The following is a 20,274-nucleotide window of genomic DNA, read 5'->3' as shown; positions in this document are numbered from 1 at the left end:
CGGACGCAGATCAGATGATCCGCCCTTTAGTCCGCCTTGAGAGCGTTGCCGTGGAGCGCTGGCTGGTGGCTGGCGCGTTCACGATCAGCCGGGGCGCGAAGACCCATGTCGATGTGGTGCTCTGCACCGTCACTGACGGACGCTTTGTCGGGCGCGGCGAGGCGACACCGATCTATTATCATGGCGAGGATGCGGAAGGATGCGCGGCGGCGATCCGTGCCTATGCTGACGAAGCCGGGGCAGGCGGCCTGTCGCGCGAGCGGGTGAACGCGCAGATGCCGCGCGGCGCGGCGCGCAACGCGCTCGATTGCGCGCTGTGGGATTGGGAAGCCCGATATACAGGCGCGCCCGTGTGGCAGATCGCGGGCTTGGCCAAGCCTGCGCCGTTGCCCACCGCCTTCACGATCAGCATTTCGGAACCGGCGCAGATGGAGACGGACGCCCGCGCAGCTGTCGCGCGCGGTTTCACGCTGCTGAAGTGCAAGCTGGGCGGAGAGGGCGACGCGGCCCGCATCGCGGCGGTGCGCGCCGGCGCGCCCGATGCGCGGCTGATTGTCGATGCCAATGAAAGCTGGAACGGGCATGATCTGGAGGCCGAAGCATCCGCCCTTGCCGCGCTGGGGGTGGAGCTGATCGAGCAGCCTATCCGCCACGGCGAGGAAGCGCAGCTTGCCGGGATCGCCACCCCGGTGCCGTTTTGCGCGGACGAAAGCTGTCAGGACCGGGCAGACATGCCGCGCCTTGCCGACTTTCCGGTGATCAACATCAAGCTGGATAAGGCGGGCGGGCTGACGGAGGGCATTGGGCTGGCCGACATGGCGCACCAGCAAGGCAAGCGGCTGATGATCGGCTGTATGCTGTCCACCTCGCTCGGCATAGCGCCCGCCTTCCTGCTCGGCAGCCGTGCGGAATGGGTGGACCTTGATGGCGCGCTGCTGCTGGCGAAAGACAGGGAGGCGGGCCTCGCGGTGCGCGATGGGCTGCTGCACCCAGGCACATTATGGGGTCTGCCGGGCTAATCAGCTTTCTTTAGGCTGTGCGTAGGGCCAGACATAGGTGCCATCCGGCGCGGCGGTGAAGGTCGTCTGTGTTGGATAGGCGAATTCCAGTCCCTCGGCCGCGAAATGCCGCAAAATCGCGATTCCCACCTTGTGCCGCACCGCCGTCGCATGGTCTATGTCATGCCCGTGCACGATGAAATAGACCTCGTAATCGAGGCTGCTCGCGCCGAAGCGCACGAAACCTGCGCGCTGAAACTCCGCGCCGGCCTCCTTTACCGCTCGCTTCACGATCTCCGGCACGCGCTCTGCCTTGTCGGGCGGGGTCTGATAGACCAGCCCCAGCGGCAAGAGATAACGCCGCACCGCGATGTCGTTATAATTGATAATCTCCTGCTCCAGCAGTTTCGCATTCGCGACGATCCTCTGCTCGCCATCGACCGAGCGCAGCCGGGTGCTCTTGAGGCCGATATGCTCCACCGTCGCTGTGGTCGTACCGAATTGGATCGTGTCACCCTTGCGAAATGGCTTGTCGAAAATGATCGAGAGCGCCGAAAACAGGTCGGAAAAGATGCCCTGCGCGGCAAGGCCGATAGCTATGCCGCCAATACCAAGCCCCGCCACCAGCCCGGTGACGTTGACGCCCAGATTATCGAGCACCATGATCGCGGCGATTGCGAAGAGCGTGAAGGTGACGAGTACACGGATCAGCCCCATCGCGTTCGCCAGTGTCTCGCCCCGGCCATCTTCCTCGGCCCGGCGCTCGATCAGGCCGAGGATGAACTCGCGCGTCCAGATCGCGCCCTGAAACACCGCCACTATGGTGAAGAGGAAGCGGATCGTGGTGAAGATCAGCTCCGGCGGATAGGCGTATCCCACGACCAGCCGCGCCGCGGCCAAGATCATGAAAATATGCGTGGTGCGTGAGAAGGTGCGCACAAGAATCGCCGCCATATCGGGCTGGCCGTGCTCCACCCTCCGCCTGCGGGCCAGGCTGCGGCGCACCAGCGCCATCACGAGATAGAGCGCGAGGCCGACCATCGTCGCGAGCAGAATCGGTACGATATGGCTGGAGAGCCACTGCTGTGAGAGATGAACCATATGGCGCAGCTCCGCCAGTTCGAGATCGAAACCGGCAGGGCTGGGGCTGGCTGACAGGGACAGTAGTGGCTGGGAGGGCATGGACCGGAAAAACTCTATCATCGGGAACGGCGGGCAGCCTTGCGCGTCGCGCTCAACGCGTCAAGCCCGTCTATGGTTCCGCGCCATCAGCGCAATCAGGCTAAGGGCCGCTGCGGCAGACATATAGAGGCCCGCCGCACTCGCGCTCCAGCGCGCCACCAGCGCCGTCGCGACGATGGGCGCAAGCGCCCCGCCGAATATGCCGCCCATGTTGAACGCGAAGGATATGCCGGAATAGCGCAGCCGCACCGGGAACAGCGAGGGCAGAAACGCGCCCAGCGGCCCATAGACAAAGCCCATGACGGAAAGGCCGCTTGAGAGCGCAAGCAATATGCCCGCATCGCTCGCCAGCCCCAATAGCGGCCCGAAGGCGATGCCCATCGGCACGCTCATCACGCATCCGGCGATCAGCACAGAGCGGGGCGAGCGCACATCAGACCACCAGCCGGAAAGAATGATGCTCAGCGCCATGAACATAATGGCAATAAGCTGAAGCACGAGGAAATGCTCGCGCGCTATCCCCAGCGTCGCGGTGCCATAGCCCAGCGCAAATGCCGTGGTGATGTAAAAGATCGCGAAGCAAGCGACGGCGGCAAAGGTTCCTGCGAGCAGCGCGCCGGGATGCTCGCGGATCACGGCTATGGCTGGCGCTTTTGCGGCCTCCTGCCGCTCAAGGATCACGGCGAATTCAGGCGTTTCCGTGATCTTGAGGCGAATCCACAGCCCAAGGATAACGAGGATCGCGCTGGCGAGGAACGGGATGCGCCAGCCCCAGCTCATGAACTGCGCGTCATCGAGATAGCGCCCCAGTAGCAGGAACAGCCCGTTGGCGAACAGGAAGCCCACCGGCGCGCCGAGCTGCGGCACCATGCCGAAGCGCGCGCGCCAACCCGGCGGAGCGTTCTCCGTCGCCAGCAGCGCCGCGCCGCCCCATTCGCCGCCCAGCCCAAAGCCCTGGCCAAAGCGCATGAGGCACAGCAGCAACGGCGCCCAGAAGCCGATCGCCTGATAGGTCGGCAGAAATGCGATGGCGAGGGTCGAGCCACCCATCAGCATCAGCGAGACGACCAGTGTGGACTTGCGCCCGATCTTGTCACCATAATGACCGAATACCGCCGCTCCCAGTGGCCGCGCGAAGAAAGCGACGGCAAAGCTGGCGTAGGATGCCATGAGCTGTGTGGCCGGCGAGGTGGAGGGGAAGAACAACGGGCCGAACACGAGCGAGGCGGCTGTGGCATAGATATAGAAATCGTAGAACTCGACCGCCGTGCCGACGAGGCTCGCCGTCAACACCCGCCTGTGCGCCCACATCATGCCCTCATCCCCTCCGCCGCAACTGGTTGCGTACTTCATACGCCATCACCGCTGCCGCGACCGCCGCGTTGAGGCTGTCCGCCTTGCCCAGCATCGGAATCTTGACCAGCGTATCGCATGCCGCTTCATAGTCCGCTGGCAGCCCGCGCGCCTCGTTGCCGATGAGCAGGAAGGTGGGAGCGGTGTAAGCGGGTTGCTGGTAATCCTGATCGGTCTGCAAGCTGGTGCCGACCAGCGCGCCGTGGCCGGAGCGCAGCCAGCCAATGAATTCTTGCCATCTGCACTGGACGATGGCCTGCGTAAACAGCGCGCCCATGCTCGCCCGCACCGCTTCGACGGAGAAAGGGTCTACGCAATCATCGACCAATATCAGCCCGCCCGCGCCGACCGCATCGCCCGTGCGCAGGATGGTGCCCAGATTGCCGGGATCACGCAGCGACTGCGCCACCAGCCAGATGTCCGCCGATGCGCGGTCCAGCGCGTTGATCGGCGTCAGCCGGTCTGCATAGACGCCCACTAAAGTCTGGGCATTGTCCTTGCCGGACATTTTGGAGAGGATGTCCGCACTGGTGGCGATCACCTCGCTGCCCGCTTCATCCACCGCGTCCATCAGCGCGGAGGCCAGCGGATGCGGCGCGACCTCGGCAGCATAGAACAGCATTTCAGGCAGCGCGCCCGCCTCGCGCGCCTCGGTCATGATGCGCAGGCCTTCCGCCAGAAACAGCCCCTCGCGCTTGCGGTGCTTCTTTTCGCGCAGAGAGCGCACGCGCTTTACCAGCGGGTTGGAAAATCCGGTAATCTCGCGGCGCACGGCGGCTCAGTCCTCGCCGAACTTGCCCTCGACCAGCGCGACGAGCTGCTCCAGCGCCTGTTCGTGGTCATCGCCGCTGGCGGCAATGGTGATCGAATCGCCCATCGCCGCGCCGAGCATCATCAGGCCCATGATCGAGGTGCCGGTCACGCTCGATCCATCCTTGGAAACGGTGATCTGGGCGGGAAGGGCGCTCGCCATCGTCACGAACTTCGCGCTCGCCCGTGCATGAAGCCCGCGCCGGTTTGTGATCTGTACCTCGCGGCTCACCGCATCGCTCATTTCCCGCTTCCCCCCAGCAATTCCGAGGCGACGCTGATATATTTTTGTCCCGCCTCGCGCGCGGCGGCCACCGCCGCCGTCACCTTCATGGATTTGCGCGCGCTTTCGAGGCGGATCAGCATCGGCAGGTTGACCCCGGCGATCACCTCCACCTCGCCCGCCTTCAGCAGCGAAATGGCAAGATTGGACGGAGTACCGCCGAACAGGTCCGTCAGCAGGATGACGCCGGCGCCACTGTTGACCTTCTCCACTGCGCGCGCAATGTCGCTGCGCCGCGTCTCCATGTCGTCATCCGGGCCGATGCAGATCGTCTCGATCGCCTGCTGAGGGCCGACCACATGCTCCATAGCCACGCGAAACTCGTTCGCCAGCTTGCCGTGCGTTACCAGAACCAAGCCAATCATGCCGTATGTTCGCCCCGAAAACCTTGTTTTTGGGCGCTGCCTGCCTGTTCTGTGGCATTGTGCGGCGCCGATTCCATGTTGCGATGCAGGACCGTGGGCGAAAAACCGGCCTGACGCAAGTATCTGCCGACACGTTCGGCAACATGTACCGATCTGTGACGACCGCCGGTGCAGCCGAACGCGATGGTGACATAGGATTTTCCCTGCTGCTGATAGCGCGGCAGCAGGGTGAGCAACAGATGCTCGATTTGTGAAACGGCGTCTTCATAGGCCGGGTCTTGCGCGATATAGGCTGCCACGGCGTCTGCCTGCCCCGTGAGCGGGCGCAGCGCATCATCCCAGTGCGGGTTGCGCAGGAAGCGCATGTCGAACATCAGGTCCGCGTTGCGCGGCACTCCGCGCGAAAAGCCGAAGGACAATATGGTGAGTACCGTGCGCTCATTGGGATCGCGGCTGTAGCGCGCGCGGATTTCCTGTTGCAGGTCGTTGATCGACATCGCTGTGGTATCGATCACCTGGCCTGCCCAGCGGCGCAACGGCTCGGTCAGTTCGCGTTCGCGCGCGATGCCGTCCGCTGCAGGGCGGTCCTCGGCCAGCGGGTGCCGCCGCCGCGTTTCGGCATAGCGGCGCTCAAGCTCCGCGCCGGAGCAATCGAGGTAGAGCGTTTCGATATCCCAGCTCTCATGATCGCGCAGCATTTTGATGCGTTGCACCAGCGCGGCGGCATCAAACCCGCGGGTGCGGCTGTCGATGCCAATGGCGAGGGGACGATCGCGGTTCTTGGAATCTGGCGCTGGCGGCGCATCCATCAGCCGTTCGAGCAGCATGAGCGGCAGATTATCCACCACCTCCCAGCCCAGATCCTCCAGCGTCTTCAGCGCGGTGGATTTGCCAGCGCCCGACATGCCGGACACCAACACTATCGACTTGGAATGGCCCTCAGTCATCGCATTGGCTCCCAGCCACCAGTCTGGCCGTTTATGTGGCGCAACGCCAGTTCAATCTTGATCGGGGCGCTGGCTTCAAAGCCATTGAGCATGAGCAGCGGCAGGCTTAGGCCACACAGCTTGCAGCTGGGCAGCGGATCGGGATGGCGCTCTGGCGGCGCGTCGATGAGCTGGATAATGAGCGCAATCGGCGCGCTTTGCCCATGCGGCATGGGCACCAGCCCCAGTCCACGCACCTCGATCAGTCCGGCGATAGTCTCCGGCGCGCGGCCAAATATCGCGTCTCCCTCGCGCGCTATCTGCGTGTAATCATCCGCCAGCAGAGTCGCGCCCCTGTCGATCAGGCGCAGGGCAAGGTCCGATTTTCCTGCGCCGCTCTGGCCACGGATCAACACGCCACGCCCTTCGATCATCACGCTGCTGCCATGCACCGTGCCCGCAAAATCCGGGTCCGCCTCGTCGCTCATTCCGAGGCGATGCCCGGATCGTTGAGATGTGCGAGCGGCAGATAGACATCAAACCGGGCGCCCTGCGCCGCGTCATCGCGATCGGCTATCACGATGCGGCCCTGATGCCCTTCAACAATGCTGCGCGCGATGGCGAGGCCGAGGCCGCTATGCTTGCCAAAGCTCTCGTTTTCAGGCCGCACGCTGTGAAACCGGCGAAACACCGTCTCGCGCTCTGCCGGCGGCACACCCGGCCCTTCATCCTCCACGCTGAGCAGCACTTCATCGTTCAGCACAGTCGCCGTCACCTGCACCAGCGCGCCGGGGGGAGAGAAGGACACTGCGTTATCGAGCAGGTTGTCGATCACCAGGATCAGCCGTGCCTCCTCGCCCATCACCACCGCGACATCCCGCCTGGGCCGCGCAAAGGCGAGGCGCACGCCCCGCTCAATGCCCCGCGCCTCGCGGGCGAGCAGCATCTGCTCGATGAGCTGGCCGAGGTCGACCGGCTCGAATCGGGTATGCGAGAGCTGGGCGTCGATGCGCGAGGCCTCCGCAATGTCCGTAACCAGCCGGTCAAGCCGCATCACATCATCCTGCGCGATGCCGAGCAACTGCGCCTTCAGCTCTGGGTCGCTGACTGTGCCAAGGCCATCCAGCGCGGAGCGAAGCGAGGCTATGGGGTTCTTCAGCTCGTGGCTGACATCGGCCGCGAAGCTATCCGTCGCGTCGATGCGGTTGCGCAGCGCCTCTGTCATGTCCGCGACAGAGCGGGCGAGTGCGCCGATTTCGTCCCGCCTCTCTGGCAGGCGCGGTATTTTGACCTGACGCGCACGGCCCAGCCGCACCCGCGCCGTGGCCCGCGCCAGCTTGCGCAAGGGCAGCACGATCGTTCGCGCCAGAAACAGCGAAAGCCAGATCGAACTCAGCAGCGCCAGCGTTAGCACAATGGTCAGGCGCAACCGCTCTGCCCGCACTGCGCGGGTGATGTCGCGCGCATTGGTGATGGCGAGCAGGGAGTCGCCGTTGCCAAGAAGAATCGCAGCGCTGATCATCGGTGTGCGATCGGGCGCAAAGCGGGCAGTGGAAACGGCCTGCCCCGTGCGGGCAGCCTCCCTCAGCTCAGGCCATCCTGATGCGATGTCGGATCGCGGCTCCTCGAACGGGGGGAGGGGTTCGGCATCCACCACGCCATCGACCATCTCATCGAGAAACCGCGCGACATGGCGCTTGAGCGGCTCCTCATCAGGGTCCACCAGCATATAGGCCGCGCCGCCCGCAGTGGCGCTGTCAAACTTGAGGACGCCTGAAGGGTCATAGAGGCGGATGCGCTCGGCGTTGCGCAGGGAAAGCCCGCGCAGCAGCTCGTTCAGGCTGGCAGGCGGGATAGAAGGCGCCACATCGCGGATCATCTCCATGCGCCGGGCCGATTGCACCAGCCGCTCATCAACCACGCGGGCGCGATAGCTGTCGATATAGAAAAAACCGCCCGCCAGCAGCGCCAGCGCGATGACGTTGACCGCCAATATGCGCCATGTGAGGCTGAAGCCGCCACGCCACGAAATCGGTGGATAGGGGATATGCCTATCCTTCTGAGAAACGGTATCCGGCGCCATACAAGGTGTCTATAGCGTTGAAATCGGGATCAGCCTCACGAAATTTGCGGCGCAGGCGCTTGATATGGCTGTCGATGGTGCGGTCGTCGACATAGACATCATCCTGATAGGCAACATCCATAAGCTGATTGCGGGTTTTTACCACGCCTGGCCGCGCGGCAAGCGCCTCAAGAATCAGAAACTCGGTCACGGTGAGGGTTACGGATCGGTCGTTCCAGGTGACGAGATGCCGGTCCGGGTCCATCGCCAGCCGCCCGCGCACCATTGGCTCGGCAGGCGGCGGCGCGACTCCATCACCGGCGGCGGCAGCGCGGCTCATGTCGGTACGACGCAGGATCGCCCTGATTCGTGCAATCAGCAGCCGCTGGGAAAAGGGCTTGGAGATATAGTCATCCGCGCCCATGGCGAGGCCCAGCGCCTCATCCAGCTCGTCTGTCTTGGAGGTAAGGAAGATGAATGGCATCGCGCTTTTCTCGCGCAGGCGACGCAGCAGCTCTATGCCATCGAGCCGGGGCATCTTGATGTCGCACACCGCGATGTCTGCCGGGTTGTCGGCCAGCGCCTTCAATGCGGCCTCCGGGTCCGTATACAGCCGGGTAACAAAACCCTCGCCCTGCAATGCGATAGCAAGCGAAGTGATGATGTTGCGGTCATCGTCTATGAGCGCGATCGTGGGGGCGGCGTTTGTGTCGGTCATTGACGGCAGGAATATCGCAATGCGGACGCAGCGGCAACGCCCCGTCCGGCATGGGTTAATGGTCGCGCTGCTTTTTACCGCCTTCCGGCCCTTGATCGCGCCGAAACGTCCTTAATCCGCGCCATTAACCACCAGTTTAATTGACGTAACGACCTCCAGAGACTATGCGCCCCAGAGTCGGTTGTGCAGAACTGTGCCAATGCGTGACGCAAGTCGTGCGGCTACTGTAGCCCGTGCCGATGGTATAACGAGTTCCATCCGGGAACCGTAATAAATCTTTTAGGGAGAAGCGCGTGCAGGCGTATTCCTCAACACCCCTGACCGATCAGGGCATCGTAACCGACGCAACCCTTCACTGGAATCTGGGCACCAGTCCGCTGGTCGAGCAGGCGGTGAAGCGCGGCGAGGGGAAGCTGACCAAGGACGGTGCGCTGCTGGTCGATACCGGCAAGTTCACCGGGCGCAGCGTCAAGGACAAGTTCGTGGTGCGCGACGCCACCACCGAAAGCACGATCAACTGGGGCGCCATCAACCAGCCTATGTCAGGCGAGCATTGGGCCAACCTCAAGGCCGATTTCCTGGCCGCGCTGAAGGATCAGGACGAGCTTTTTGTCGCAGACCTTTTTGGCGGCAGCCAGCCCGAATATCGCGTCAACGTGCGCGTCGTCACCCAGATGGCCTGGCACAGCCTGTTCGTTCGCACGCTGCTGGTGCGCCCCAAGGCGGATGAGCTGGCTAGCTTTGCGCCGGAATACACCATCATCAACCTGCCCAGCTTCAAGGCCGAACCGGCCCGCCACGGCTCTCGCAGCGACACGGTGATCGCGGTCAACTTCACCGAGAAGCTGATCCTCATCGGTAACACCGAATATTCGGGCGAGATGAAGAAGGGCGTGTTTGGCCTCCTCAACTATCTGCTCCCGGCTCAGGGCGTTATGCCGATGCACTGCTCCGCCAACATCGGCGCGGATGGCAAGAGCGCGATCTTCTTCGGCCTGTCGGGCACCGGCAAGACCACCCTCTCGGCAGACGCCAGCCGTACGCTGATCGGCGATGATGAACATGGCTGGTCTGACCAGGCCGTTTTCAACTTTGAGGGCGGCTGCTATGCCAAGATGATCAACCTCTCTGCAGAGGGCGAGCCGGAAATCTACGCCACCACCAAGATGTTCGGCACGATCCTTGAGAACGTGGCGATGGACGAGGCGACACGTGAGCTGGATTTCACCGATGCCAGCAAGACAGAGAACACGCGTGGCGCCTATCCGATCGAGTTCATCCCGAATACCAGCGAGAAGAACCTCGGCCCGCCGCCGTCCAACATCATCTTCCTGACGGCGGACGCCTTTGGCGTGCTCCCCCCGATCGCGCGGCTGACGCCCGATCAGGCGATGTACCACTTCCTCTCTGGCTATACCGCCAAGGTTGCTGGCACCGAAATCGGCGTGACCGAGCCGCAGGCGACCTTCAGCACCTGCTTCGGCGCCGCTTTCATGCCACGCCACCCCAGCGTCTATGGCAACCTCTTGAAAAAGCGGATTGCCGAAGGCGGCGCGCAGTGCTGGCTGGTCAACACCGGCTGGTCGGGCGGGCGGGCGACCGATCCCGGCATCAAGCGCATGCCGATCAAGGTGACGCGCGCGCTGCTCAATGCCGCGCTTGATGGCAGCCTGAACGCCGCTGCATTCCGCACCGATCCCAATTTCGGGTTCGAGGTGCCGGTGGCAGTTGCAGGTGTGGAAAGCGAGATCCTCGATCCGCGTGCGACATGGGCCGACAAGAACGCTTATGACGAGACAGCCGCCAAGCTGGTTCAGCAGTTTGTCGATAATTTCGCACAGTTTGCCGACCATGTGGATGCTTCGGTGCTGGATGCTGCGCCGGGTGTGATGCTCGCCGCCGAATAAAACATTGCATATCAATGCTCATAGGGCGCGGAGGCACTGGCTTTCGCGCCCTTTTGTCTGGCCTCACCGGCCATCGCCAGCGTGACGCGCGTCTGCTATGCTCCCCCCTCACTTTCACGAAAGGGCGGGCCATGTTCGACAAGCTTCTGGAAAATCTCAACCTCGATGAAATCGCCGGCAAGCTCGGCCTGCCTGCGGACCAGATCAAATCCCTCACCGAATCACTCACCGCCAATATGGGCGAGGGCGGCGACAAGATGGCCGCGCTGATGCAGACGGCGGAGCAGCATGGCCTACCGGTCGAGAAGATTCAGGAAATGCTGGGCGGCCTTGGCGGCGGCGGGGCCGAAGACCTGCTCGGTAAGGTCGGTGACATGCTTGGCGGAGACAGCGGCGGCCTTGGCGGTCTGGCCGATGCAGCCAAGGGTTTCTTTGGCAAAAGCTGAGAATAGAGCATCGTGCCAAAAAGTGGGAACCGGTTTTTGGCAAAAAACGATGCGACAACAAAAAGTTAGAGCGCGCATCTTGCGTCAGATTTAACGCAGCGCGCTCTAAGCGGCGAGAGCCGGGCGTGATTATTCGCCCGGCTGCTCCACCACCAATGCCGCACCGCTTACCCCCACTACGACCATCTGCGTGCCAGAAGGCGCATCCGGGCCGTTAGCGGTCCATGTGCCGTCGTCCACCCGCACCCGGCCTTCGCCATTGGTGATCGCATCGACCACGACAACATGCTTGCCGATGAGGCGGGCCATGCGATCATTGAGCAGCGGGTCCTGCGAGGCGACGGGATTGTCGCGATACCAGCGCCGCCCGGCCCACACAGCGAGCAGGCACAACCCGGCAAACAGCAGGAACTGAAGCGCCAGCGGGATCGGCATCGCCATCGATACCGCGCCGACAATGGCCGCTGCCACCGCTACCCAAATCAGGAAGACGCCGGGCGTCACGATCTCGCCGATGCCGAGCAGCACGGCGAGGCCCAACCACCACCACGGATTGTCGATCATCTGTTCGATCATCATGGCGCTCCTTTTGACCTATTGTCCCTCGAATGGCCCGCGGCGAGAGGGCGGAACAGAGCGGGGCGCGGCAGGGGGAGGGGGGGCGCCGCCCCCGTCCCCGCCCGAAAGCGCTTCCTTCGCCAGCTCGCCGATGCCGCCCAGCGTGCCGATAAGCTGCGTTGCTTCCACCGGGAACAGGATCGTCTTGGCATTGGGCGACGTAGCGAACTGGCTGATTGCCTCGACATATTTCTGCGCGATGAAATAGTTGATAGCCTGCGCGTTGCCGCCCGCGATCGCGTCTGACACCATCTGAGTCGCCTTGGCCTCGGCCTCGGCCTCGCGCTCGCGCGCCTCGGCATCGCGGAAAGCGGCCTCGCGGCGGCCCTCGGCCTCAAGGATCTGCGAGGCTTTCTGCCCCTCGGCCTTCAGGATCTCCGAAGCGCGCAGCCCTTCCGACTCAAGGATCAGCGCGCGCTTTTCACGCTCGGCCTTCATCTGGCGGCCCATCGCGTTGACGATGTCTGACGGCGGGCGGATGTCTTTGAGTTCCACACGGGTGATCTTGATGCCCCAGGCGTTGGTGGCATGATCGACCACCGAGAGCAGGCGGGCGTTGATCTCGTCACGCTTGGAAAGGGTCTCGTCCAGGTCCATCGAGCCCATCACCGTGCGCAGGTTGGTGGTGGCGAGTTGCATGATGGCGACGTAAAGTTCGCTCACCTCATAAGCGGCCTTGGCGGCATCGAGCACCTGAAAGAACACCACGCCATCCACCGCGACCATCGCGTTGTCCTTGGTGATGATTTCCTGACCCGGAATATCAACAACCTGTTCCATCATGTTAATTTTGCGGCCAACACTGTAAAAGAATGCAGGATAGAAATTGAGGCCGGGGCGAGCCACCTCGGTAAAGCGGCCGAACCGCTCTATCGTGTACTGATACCCCTGCCGAACGATCTTGATGCTGGCCGCCAGATAGATCAGCACCAGCAAAACCAGCATAAAGGCAACGCCTGCACCCATCGCACGTCTCCGCCGTTTGAATTTATACTTTCACTATGCCGTGAAATGGGGGAGGGGGAAAGGCAATTCGCTTTTACCAGAAAGGCCTGCCTCATGCTGCTTCGCCATGCCCGCTCGCTGCTGTTCCTCCCCGCCTCCAACGAGCGGGCGATAGGGAAGGCGCGTGGCCTGCCGTGCGATATGGTGATCCTCGATCTGGAGGACGCGGTGCCGGAGGATCGCAAGGAGGAAGCCCGCGCGGCGCTTGGCCCGGCCCTGCTGGAGGGCTTTGGTGACAGGCTGGTGGCGGTACGCGTCAATGCGGTCGATAGCCCACATCACGGCGCAGACATCTCCGCGCTCTCTGGCCTCACGCCGGATTTCATTGTGTTGCCGAAGGTGGAAGCAGCAGCCCACGCCGCGCAGGTCCATCGTGCTACCGGGCGCTCCGTTATCGCCATGATAGAGTCTCCACGCGGCATCGTTGAAGCGCAGGCAATCGCCGCCGAGCCGGGCGTCGCCGGGCTGTTCATGGGCAATAACGACCTGCGCCATGATCTGCGTATCCCGCTGGACGCCGATCGCTCCGGCCTGATGCTGGCGATGCAATCGACGATCCTTGCGGCGCGGCTTTCCGGCAAGGCGGTGTTCGATGGCGTATATAACAGGCTCGAAGACCCTGATGGCTTTGCCGCCGAATGTCGCGACGGGCGGGCATTGGGGTTCGATGGCAAGACGCTCATTCATCCCAACCAGATCGAGCCTGCAAACACCATCTTCGGGCCGTCTGAGCAGGAACTGGCAAACGCGCGCGCGTTGATTGCCGGCTTCAGCGGCGGGGCGGAGCGGCATGAAGGCGCCATGATCGAGGACATGCACATCGCGCAGGCGCGGAGCCTGCTGGAGCGGGCCGGGCAGGCCTGAAATTTCTTTTCGTCGCTCTAGCCCTGCGTCGGTGAAATGGTTACATGGGCGGCCACACACCCATATAGCGATACGAAAGTGGCACCTCATGGACATCCGCCTCGGCCTCACATTCGATGACGTGCTGCTTCAGCCGGGCGAGTCCGATGTGCTGCCCAGCCAGGCCGATACCGGCACTTATGTGACGAAGGCGATCCGCCTCAACATTCCGATCCTCTCCTCCGCGATGGATACGGTGACAGAGGCGGACATGGCGATTGTGATGGCGCAGCTGGGCGGCATGGGCGTGCTCCACCGCAACCTCTCGGTCGAGGAACAGGCTGCGGCCGTGCGTGCGGTGAAACGCTATGAGAGCGGCATGGTCGTAAACCCGATCACGATCACGCCCGACGCCACGCTGGCCGATGCGCAGATGCTGATGCAGCGCCACCGCATCAGCGGTATTCCCGTTGTGGAGGCCGGCGGCAAGCTGGTCGGCATCCTCACCCACCGCGACACGCGCTTCGCGGAAAACCCGGCCCAGCCCGTTGCCGAGCTGATGACCAAGGACAATCTTGCCGTGGTCCCCGCTGGCGTATCTCAGGAGGAAGCGCGGCGGATGCTGCATCAGCGGCGGATCGAGAAGTTGCTGGTGGTGGACGATGCCTATCGGTGCGTCGGCCTCATCACCGTCAAGGACATGGAGAAAGCCGTCACCTATCCGCAGGCGACCAAGGACGAAGCCGGTAGGCTGCGCGTGGCTGCGGCGACGACCGTGGGCGACAAAGGTCTGGAGCGCACCGAGGCGCTGATAGACGCCGAGTGCGATCTCATCGTCATCGATACCGCGCACGGCCATAGCAGGATGGTCTCCGCTGCTGTTTCGGCGGTCAAGAAGCTGTCGAACAGCGTGCAGGTGGTGGCGGGCAACGTCGCCACCGCAGAGGCCGCGCGCGCGCTCATTGATGCGGGCGCGGACTGCGTCAAGGTCGGCATCGGGCCGGGGTCGATCTGCACCACCCGCGTGGTCGCGGGCGTCGGTGTGCCCCAACTCACCGCCGTGATGGACGCGGCGGAGGAAGCCGCCAAGTCCGGCATCCCCGTCATCGCCGATGGCGGACTGCGCACCTCAGGCGATGTCGCCAAGGCACTGGCGGCGGGCGCGGGCGCGGTAATGATCGGCTCGCTGCTCGCGGGGACCGAGGAAGCACCGGGCGAGACTTTCCTGTACCAAGGCCGGGCCTATAAGAGCTATCGCGGCATGGGCAGCGTCGGCGCGATGGCGCGCGGCAGCGCGGACCGCTATTTTCAGCAGGACATCAAGGACCAGATGAAGCTCGTGCCGGAAGGGATCGAGGGGCAGGTGCCGTTCAAGGGCCCCGCGCGCGATGTCATACACCAGCTTGTAGGCGGCGTGAAGGCAGCGATGGGCTATACTGGCAGCCGCACGATCCCCGATCTGCAAAGCCGCGCCCGCTTCGTGCAGATCACCAATGCGGGGTTGAGCGAGAGCCATGTGCATGACGTGACCATCACGCGGGAAGCGCCCAATTATCCGACGCGGTAAACGGCATAGAAAGCCCCTCCCGCATGCGGGAGGGGTTGGGGTGGGTCTTTTGCAGAACGAAAGTGCCGGAAATTCCTCACTCCTGCCACCTCCCCTAAAGCGGAAGGTGGTTATATGACCCCGCAGGCGCGCGTTCAGGCGGCGATAGAGCTGCTCGATGCGATCATCGTCGCCGCGAGAGAGGGTGGAGCCGCGGCAGACACGCTCATTGCCCGCTATTTCAAGGAGCGCCGCTATGCCGGATCGAAAGACCGGCGGGCGGTGCGGGAGTATATCTATGCGGCGATCCGTTTGTGCGCGGAAACCCCGGCGACTGGGCGCGCGGCGATGCTGGCGTTGACTGAGCAGCAGCCGGAACTGGCGAGCCTGTTTGACGCTTCGCCTCACGCGCCCGCGCCGATCCGCGCCGACGAGGTACGCGCATCCCCCGGCATGGTGCCGCACTGGCTGATGCCCCATCTCTCCGCGCCAGTGCAGCACAGCGCCGAGCACGCCGCCCTGCTGGAGCGCGCACCTCTCGATCTGCGCGTCAACACGCTGAAGGCCAGCCCCAAGCAGGTGCGCGGCCACTTGGCCGATGCCGAACCAATAGCGGGCCTGCCCAATGCGCTTCGCCTGCACGACAACACCAATGTCGAGCAATCGGCCGCTTATACTGACGGCCTGATCGAGATTCAGGACGCGGGCAGCCAGCACATCGCGCGCGCCTGTGCCGCTATGCCCGGCATGGCGGTGGTGGATCTATGCGCCGGGGCGGGCGGCAAGACGCTGGCGCTCGCCGCCGATATGGCGGGGCAGGGCAGGCTGATCGCGGCGGATGTGAACCGGGACCGCCTCTCCCGCCTGCCGGATCGCGCGGCGCGGGCGGGGGCCGGGTTTATCGAGACGCTGCTGCTCGATGCGGGCAAGGAGACTGCTACGCTCGCGCCGTTCGCGGGGCAAGCCGATGTCGTGCTGATCGATGCGCCATGCTCAGGCACCGGCACCTGGCGCCGCAACCCGGAGGCGCGCTGGAGGCTGACGCCTGACCGCCTTCAGCGGCTGGTGGCTGAGCAATCCCGAATTCTGGACATCTCCGTGCCGCTCGTCCGCCCCGGCGGACGGCTGGTCTATGCCGTCTGCGCGCTCACCCATGCGGAAGGCGCGGGGCAGATAGACGCCTTCCTCGCGCGCCATCCCGGCTGGCGCGCAGACGACACCGCCATAGCCGCAGGCCGCAAATATGGTGAAGGCCGCTTGCTAACGCCCGCGCATGATGGCACGGATGGATTCTTCATCGCCGCGCTGGTGAGGATATGAGGCGAAGTCCGGGAAACAGTGCTGAACAGCCCCGCCTCAAGGCCAGACCGCGCGGCCTTTGGGAGACGTTCATGCGCTTCACTCCGCCTACCCTTGCCCTTGCCAGCCTGGCGCTCGTTGTCTCCAGCGTGGGCATCAGCAAGCGGCCGGATAACGAGATCGATCCCGTTTCGCTGGCGTGGCAGGCACAGGGCGATGCCGCGCGCGCGGCAGGCAATATCGATGGCGCCAACGATGCCTATGAGAGCGCGCTCGCAGCAGACCCGCGCAACCGAGCGGTGTTCGTGGCGCTGGGTGATGTCGCGCGCGGGCAGGGGCTTCAGGGCAAGGCGGTGCGCTTTTACAATGCGGCGTTGAGCCTGGAGCCGACCGATATGGCGGCGCTCTCAGGCACGGTGCGCGCACTGGCTGAGCGGGGGGCGATTGCCAACGCCAAGGAAAACCTCTCGCGCATGCAGACGCTGTGCCGGGGAAGCTGCCCTCAGATTGCGGAGCTGGGCGCACTGATCGAGAAGCAGGCGGCAATTCACAGCGCCCAAAAGGCGAAGGATCTTGCGGTGGTGACGGGCCTGCCGACCACACCCGCCGTTTCAGCTAAGCCCGCCTCACCCCAATAGCCGCGCAATCGCGACATACTCCTCAACGCAGAGCGTTTCCGCGCGGCGTTGCGGGTCTATGCGCAGTTCCTCCAGCGCGTCGAGCGCGCCGGGCAACCCTTTAAGGCTCTGCCTCAGCATCTTGCGGCGCTGGCCGAAGGCGGCGGCGGTTACACGCTCCAAGGTTGAAAGCTTCACTCCCTCCGGCGCATCGGCAGGCGTGATATGCACCACGGCGGACATCACCTTGGGCGGCGGCGTGAAGGCGCTGCGGTGCACCTTCATCGCGATCTTTGCCTCCGTGCGCCACTGGCTCAGCACCGCGAGGCGGCCATAGGCCTCGCTTCCTACCGGCGCGACAATGCGCTCTGCCACCTCCTGTTGAAACATGAGCGTAAGCGAAGCCCACCACGGTTTCCACTCCGCCGATAGCCAGCCCACGAGCAGATGTGTGCCGACATTATAGGGCAAGTTGGCAAGGATATGCGCGCCATCGCCCGCAGCAAGGCGCGCGTCCACCTTCATGGCATCACCCTCGATGATCGTGAGTTGCCCCGGAAAGGCCGCGCCCAGTTCCTCCAGCGCAGGGATGCAGCGCCGGTCCATCTCCACTGCCGTCACCCGTGCGCCCGCCTTCAGTGCCGCGCGAGTCAGGCCACCGGGGCCGGGGCCGACCTCGAACACCGAGGCGCCCGCAAAATCGCCCGGTATCGCGGCGATCCGGCCGAGCAATTGCTCGTCCAGCAGGAAGTTCTGGCCCAGCGCCTTGCTCGCGCGCAGGCCGTGCCGGGCAATCACATCGCGCAGCGGCGGAAGATCAGCCACAGGCGCTTTCGCTAAGGGTCAGCCTGCCGCGCACCGCCTTTTCGGCCATGCGGATCGCGGCGATCATCGCGCCGGGGCTGGCGATGTTCTGGCCGGCGATGCCGAACGCGGTGCCATGATCGGGCGAGGTGCGCACGATCGGCAGGCCCAAAGTCATGTTGACGCCCTCGTCAAAATGCAGCGTCTTCAAAGGGATCAGCGCTTGATCATGATACATGCACAGCGCCGCATCATAAGTTTCGCGCATGCTCTCATGAAACAGCGCATCGGGCGGATACGGCCCGCTGATTTCCAGCCCTTCCGCCCGGAGGGACTCGACAGCAGGCTGGATGATCTCCATCTCCTCGCGCCCCAGATTGCCGTTCTCTCCCGCATGGGGGTTTAGCCCCGCCACCACGAGGCGCGGCTTTTCAATGCCGAAATTGCGGCAAAGCCCTCTGGCTGTGACCAGCGCACGAACACGGATCAAGTCTACGGACAGCGCATCCGCCACATCGCGCAGCGGGATATGGATCGTCACCGGAATCACGCGCAGCGATGGCCCGGCGAGCATCATCACCGCATTGTCACGCGCGATGCCACAGCGCTCGGCAATAAATTCCGTCTGCCCCGGATGCGTGAAGCCCACCGCATAGAGCTGGCTCTTGCCGACCGGGCCGGTGACAAGTGCGCTCGCCACCCCGGATTTGGCAAGGCCGATGCCGATCTCCAGCGCATGCAGCGCACAGTGCGCGCCATCCGCATCGGGCTGGCCCGGCACAATTTCGCCGGTACATTCGATCTCAAGGCAGGGGAGGGCAGAGCCATAGACGGCCCGTGCCTCGTCTGGCGAGCCGATCCGCGCAATCGGGCCATTCCAGACGGCGCTGATCGCACGGCTGCTTCCGATAACGAAGAAGGGGCTAAGCCCATGCGCCTCGCGCACTGCCCATGCCTTGCCGATGATCTCTGGCCCGATCCCCGCCGGATCGCCCAGCGTTACCGCCAGCGGGGGAAGGGCATCATGGCTTAGGGAAGCAGGCATGGCTCAATTATAGTCGATGATCGCGTCTCGCCGCAAATCGCGCAGGTAGATGCGCGCACGCTTGTTCACGCGCTCATCCTCGATCTGGGACATGATCTGCTCGAAGGAGGGCGCGCCGGCGTCCTGCGGGTCATCCCGGCCGCACAGCACCAGAGAGCGCACCCCGCTGTCGGGAGAACCGAAGGGCGGGGTTGCCTGCCCCACCTGAAGGTCAAGCATCAGCGGCTGCAACGGCGCCGGCAGATCGCGGATTTTCACATTATCATTGTCGATCACATCGGCGCCCAGCTTTGCCGCGATATCGGCCACGCTGCCGCACCCTTGCAGGCCTTTCATCTGTTCGCCGAAGGTCTTGACGATCGCATTTGCTTTCGCCTCTCCCGTGCCCTTGGGGAAGATGATGGAAATCTGCTTGAGACTGAGCACCGCATCGCGCGGGTCAGCGGTCAGAACCTTGCGCTTGTCGCTCAGGAAGACGATGGAATAGCCGCCGGGTATGGCCACCGGACCGGCAATCTGGCCAACCTGGATTTCCGCAACCGCCTGCGCCAGCGCGTCTGGCAACTGGCCAGCGCGCACCCAGCCCAGATCGCCACCCACCGCCGCTGTCGATGCCTCGGAAAACTGGCGCGCATACGCCGCGAAAGAGCCGCCCTGGCGGATCTGGTCGATGATATTGCGCGCGTTGCCGAAGATCTGATCGGCGTTTTCCGGCGTGGCCGAAAGATAAATCTCGCCCACCCGATATTCATCCGCGCCCTTGGAGGCGTTGAGCTTGTCAATGACCGCCTTCACTTCCTCCTGGCTGACATTGACGAACGGCTGAACCTTGCGGCGGAGCAGGCGGCTCCATGCGGTCTCCGCCTCGATCTGGCGGCTGATGCTGGCGGCGGAGCTGCCCTTTGTGGTCAGATATTTCGCGAAATCCTTGGGCGTTTGGCGGAAATTGGTCGCCACACGCGCAAAGCTCTCCTCCAGCTCCGGCTTGGTGATCGTGATGTCGTTGGCCGCCGCTTCCTGGATCTGAAGCGTTTCGTCGATAAGGTTGCGCAGCACCTGAAGGCGCAGGCGCGCCAGTTCCTCGTCCGCGATCTTGCCGCCATTCGCCAGCACGATCAGCGCCATGCGCTGGTCGACATCGGTCTTGGTGATGATCTGGCCGTTGACGACAGCGGTGGGCTTATGAAGATTGGGGTCGCGGTCCTCGAAGATGGTCAGGTCTTCGGGCAGCTTGAGCGAATCGGTTGCGTTCTGGGCGGTGCCGGGTGTGGCCGCCGCAAGCGCCAGAAGGGCCATCCCCAGACAACGAACCGAAGAAGCCTTTGCAGCGCGCCGGAATGCGGCGGTTTTCATTATGACCATCTGCGACACTACTCTTCTCAACAAACTGTTACAGGCAGGCCGTTTACCGCCCCGATGATGAACCCTGGCTGAGTGACATCCGCCC

The 20,274-nt window shown here is 63.8% G+C and carries 21 protein-coding genes; 7 read left to right on the top strand and 14 right to left on the bottom strand.

All coding sequences use genetic code 11. The annotated features are described in order from the left end of the window. The first annotated feature begins 14 nt into the window (after nucleotides 1–14). On the top strand, nucleotides 15–1,019 hold the full coding sequence (locus tag EQG66_RS12245; RefSeq protein ID WP_129404881.1) for a dipeptide epimerase: 1,005 nt from the start codon (nucleotides 15–17) through the stop codon (nucleotides 1,017–1,019). Here EQG66_RS12245 and EQG66_RS12240 read toward each other — a convergent pair whose 3' ends face one another. From EQG66_RS12240 to EQG66_RS12200, 9 genes are read right to left on the bottom strand one after another with little or no spacing between them, the layout of a single operon-like run. Continuing rightward, a complete protein-coding gene (locus EQG66_RS12240; protein WP_245988076.1) occupies nucleotides 1,020–2,180 on the bottom strand; it encodes a mechanosensitive ion channel family protein in 1,161 nt (386 codons plus the stop codon). A gap of 60 nt (nucleotides 2,181–2,240) precedes the next feature. Continuing rightward, nucleotides 2,241–3,533 (bottom strand): MFS transporter, encoded by a 1,293-nt coding sequence (locus tag EQG66_RS12235; protein ID WP_220428664.1) that lies wholly within the window; start codon nucleotides 3,531–3,533, stop codon nucleotides 2,241–2,243. After that, nucleotides 3,499–4,305: a TrmH family RNA methyltransferase gene (locus EQG66_RS12230; RefSeq protein WP_129404880.1), complete on the bottom strand. Its 807-nt coding sequence runs from the start codon at nucleotides 4,303–4,305 to the stop codon at nucleotides 3,499–3,501. Before EQG66_RS12230 ends, EQG66_RS12235 begins: the two co-directional genes overlap by 35 nt. Nucleotides 4,306–4,311: 6 nt before the next feature. Next, nucleotides 4,312–4,587: an HPr family phosphocarrier protein gene (locus EQG66_RS12225; protein ID WP_129404879.1), complete on the bottom strand. Its 276-nt coding sequence runs from the start codon at nucleotides 4,585–4,587 to the stop codon at nucleotides 4,312–4,314. After that, nucleotides 4,584–4,991, bottom strand: a complete 408-nt coding sequence (locus EQG66_RS12220; protein ID WP_129404878.1) for a PTS sugar transporter subunit IIA — start codon at nucleotides 4,989–4,991, stop codon at nucleotides 4,584–4,586. Before EQG66_RS12220 ends, EQG66_RS12225 begins: the two co-directional genes overlap by 4 nt. Beyond that, complete coding sequence (gene rapZ, locus EQG66_RS12215) at nucleotides 4,988–5,938, bottom strand: RNase adapter RapZ (protein ID WP_129404877.1); 951 nt, start codon at nucleotides 5,936–5,938, stop codon at nucleotides 4,988–4,990. Before rapZ ends, EQG66_RS12220 begins: the two co-directional genes overlap by 4 nt. Next, the gene (locus EQG66_RS12210) at nucleotides 5,935–6,405 is read right to left on the bottom strand and encodes an HPr kinase/phosphorylase (RefSeq protein WP_129404876.1); all 471 of its coding nucleotides are present in this window, start codon (nucleotides 6,403–6,405) and stop codon (nucleotides 5,935–5,937) included. The genes rapZ and EQG66_RS12210 overlap by 4 nt, the downstream gene beginning before the upstream one ends. Then, nucleotides 6,402–8,000: a stimulus-sensing domain-containing protein gene (locus EQG66_RS12205; protein WP_129404875.1), complete on the bottom strand. Its 1,599-nt coding sequence runs from the start codon at nucleotides 7,998–8,000 to the stop codon at nucleotides 6,402–6,404. The genes EQG66_RS12210 and EQG66_RS12205 overlap by 4 nt, the downstream gene beginning before the upstream one ends. Then, entirely contained in the window at nucleotides 7,969–8,697 is a 729-nt protein-coding gene (locus EQG66_RS12200; protein ID WP_129404874.1) for a response regulator transcription factor, read from the bottom strand. Before EQG66_RS12200 ends, EQG66_RS12205 begins: the two co-directional genes overlap by 32 nt. Nucleotides 8,698–8,990: 293 nt before the next feature. Between EQG66_RS12200 and EQG66_RS12195 the strand changes: the two genes are divergently transcribed. Both EQG66_RS12195 and EQG66_RS12190 read left to right on the top strand, forming a co-directional pair. Beyond that, nucleotides 8,991–10,604: a phosphoenolpyruvate carboxykinase gene (locus tag EQG66_RS12195; protein ID WP_129404873.1), complete on the top strand. Its 1,614-nt coding sequence runs from the start codon at nucleotides 8,991–8,993 to the stop codon at nucleotides 10,602–10,604. A gap of 131 nt (nucleotides 10,605–10,735) precedes the next feature. Then, nucleotides 10,736–11,050: a hypothetical protein gene (locus tag EQG66_RS12190; RefSeq protein ID WP_129404872.1), complete on the top strand. Its 315-nt coding sequence runs from the start codon at nucleotides 10,736–10,738 to the stop codon at nucleotides 11,048–11,050. Between the two features lie 129 nt (nucleotides 11,051–11,179). Here EQG66_RS12190 and EQG66_RS12185 read toward each other — a convergent pair whose 3' ends face one another. Both EQG66_RS12185 and EQG66_RS12180 read right to left on the bottom strand, forming a co-directional pair. Beyond that, nucleotides 11,180–11,629, bottom strand: coding sequence for an NfeD family protein (locus tag EQG66_RS12185; RefSeq protein ID WP_129404871.1), 450 nt, complete (start codon nucleotides 11,627–11,629; stop codon nucleotides 11,180–11,182). A gap of 15 nt (nucleotides 11,630–11,644) precedes the next feature. Next, complete coding sequence (locus EQG66_RS12180; protein WP_129404870.1) at nucleotides 11,645–12,634, bottom strand: SPFH domain-containing protein; 990 nt, start codon at nucleotides 12,632–12,634, stop codon at nucleotides 11,645–11,647. 93 nt (nucleotides 12,635–12,727) lie between these two features. Here EQG66_RS12180 and EQG66_RS12175 point away from each other — a divergent pair, with 93 nt between their 5' ends. The 4 genes from EQG66_RS12175 (at nucleotide 12,728) to EQG66_RS12160 (ending at nucleotide 16,999) form a co-directional block, all read left to right on the top strand. After that, on the top strand, nucleotides 12,728–13,537 hold the full coding sequence (locus EQG66_RS12175) for an HpcH/HpaI aldolase/citrate lyase family protein (RefSeq protein WP_129404869.1): 810 nt from the start codon (nucleotides 12,728–12,730) through the stop codon (nucleotides 13,535–13,537). An 88-nt stretch (nucleotides 13,538–13,625) separates the two neighbouring features. Then, nucleotides 13,626–15,083, top strand: coding sequence for an IMP dehydrogenase (guaB, locus tag EQG66_RS12170; protein WP_129404868.1), 1,458 nt, complete (start codon nucleotides 13,626–13,628; stop codon nucleotides 15,081–15,083). Between the two features lie 114 nt (nucleotides 15,084–15,197). After that, a complete protein-coding gene (locus tag EQG66_RS12165) occupies nucleotides 15,198–16,382 on the top strand; it encodes an RsmB/NOP family class I SAM-dependent RNA methyltransferase (protein WP_129404867.1) in 1,185 nt (394 codons plus the stop codon). Nucleotides 16,383–16,453: 71 nt separating this feature from the next. Continuing rightward, nucleotides 16,454–16,999 (top strand): tetratricopeptide repeat protein, encoded by a 546-nt coding sequence (locus EQG66_RS12160; RefSeq protein WP_181951810.1) that lies wholly within the window; start codon nucleotides 16,454–16,456, stop codon nucleotides 16,997–16,999. Here the strand turns inward: EQG66_RS12160 and rsmA are convergent. The 3 genes from rsmA to EQG66_RS12145 are packed head-to-tail and all read right to left on the bottom strand — an operon-like array spanning nucleotide 16,988 to nucleotide 20,180. Beyond that, a complete protein-coding gene (gene rsmA / locus EQG66_RS12155) occupies nucleotides 16,988–17,803 on the bottom strand; it encodes a 16S rRNA (adenine(1518)-N(6)/adenine(1519)-N(6))-dimethyltransferase RsmA (RefSeq protein WP_129404866.1) in 816 nt (271 codons plus the stop codon). The two genes, EQG66_RS12160 and rsmA, sit on opposite strands and share 12 nt — an antisense overlap. Continuing rightward, complete coding sequence (pdxA, locus tag EQG66_RS12150; RefSeq protein WP_129404865.1) at nucleotides 17,796–18,827, bottom strand: 4-hydroxythreonine-4-phosphate dehydrogenase PdxA; 1,032 nt, start codon at nucleotides 18,825–18,827, stop codon at nucleotides 17,796–17,798. The genes rsmA and pdxA overlap by 8 nt, the downstream gene beginning before the upstream one ends. 3 nt (nucleotides 18,828–18,830) lie before the next feature. Continuing rightward, entirely contained in the window at nucleotides 18,831–20,180 is a 1,350-nt protein-coding gene (locus tag EQG66_RS12145; RefSeq protein ID WP_425470245.1) for a peptidylprolyl isomerase, read from the bottom strand. Between the last annotated feature and the right edge of the window lie 94 nt (nucleotides 20,181–20,274).

Source organism: Sphingobium fluviale, from assembly GCF_004122115.1.
In the GTDB taxonomy this organism is placed as follows: domain Bacteria; phylum Pseudomonadota; class Alphaproteobacteria; order Sphingomonadales; family Sphingomonadaceae; genus Sphingobium; species Sphingobium fluviale.
Note: the sequence above shows the minus strand (reverse complement) of the source record. Positions and strands in the feature narration are given on the sequence as shown.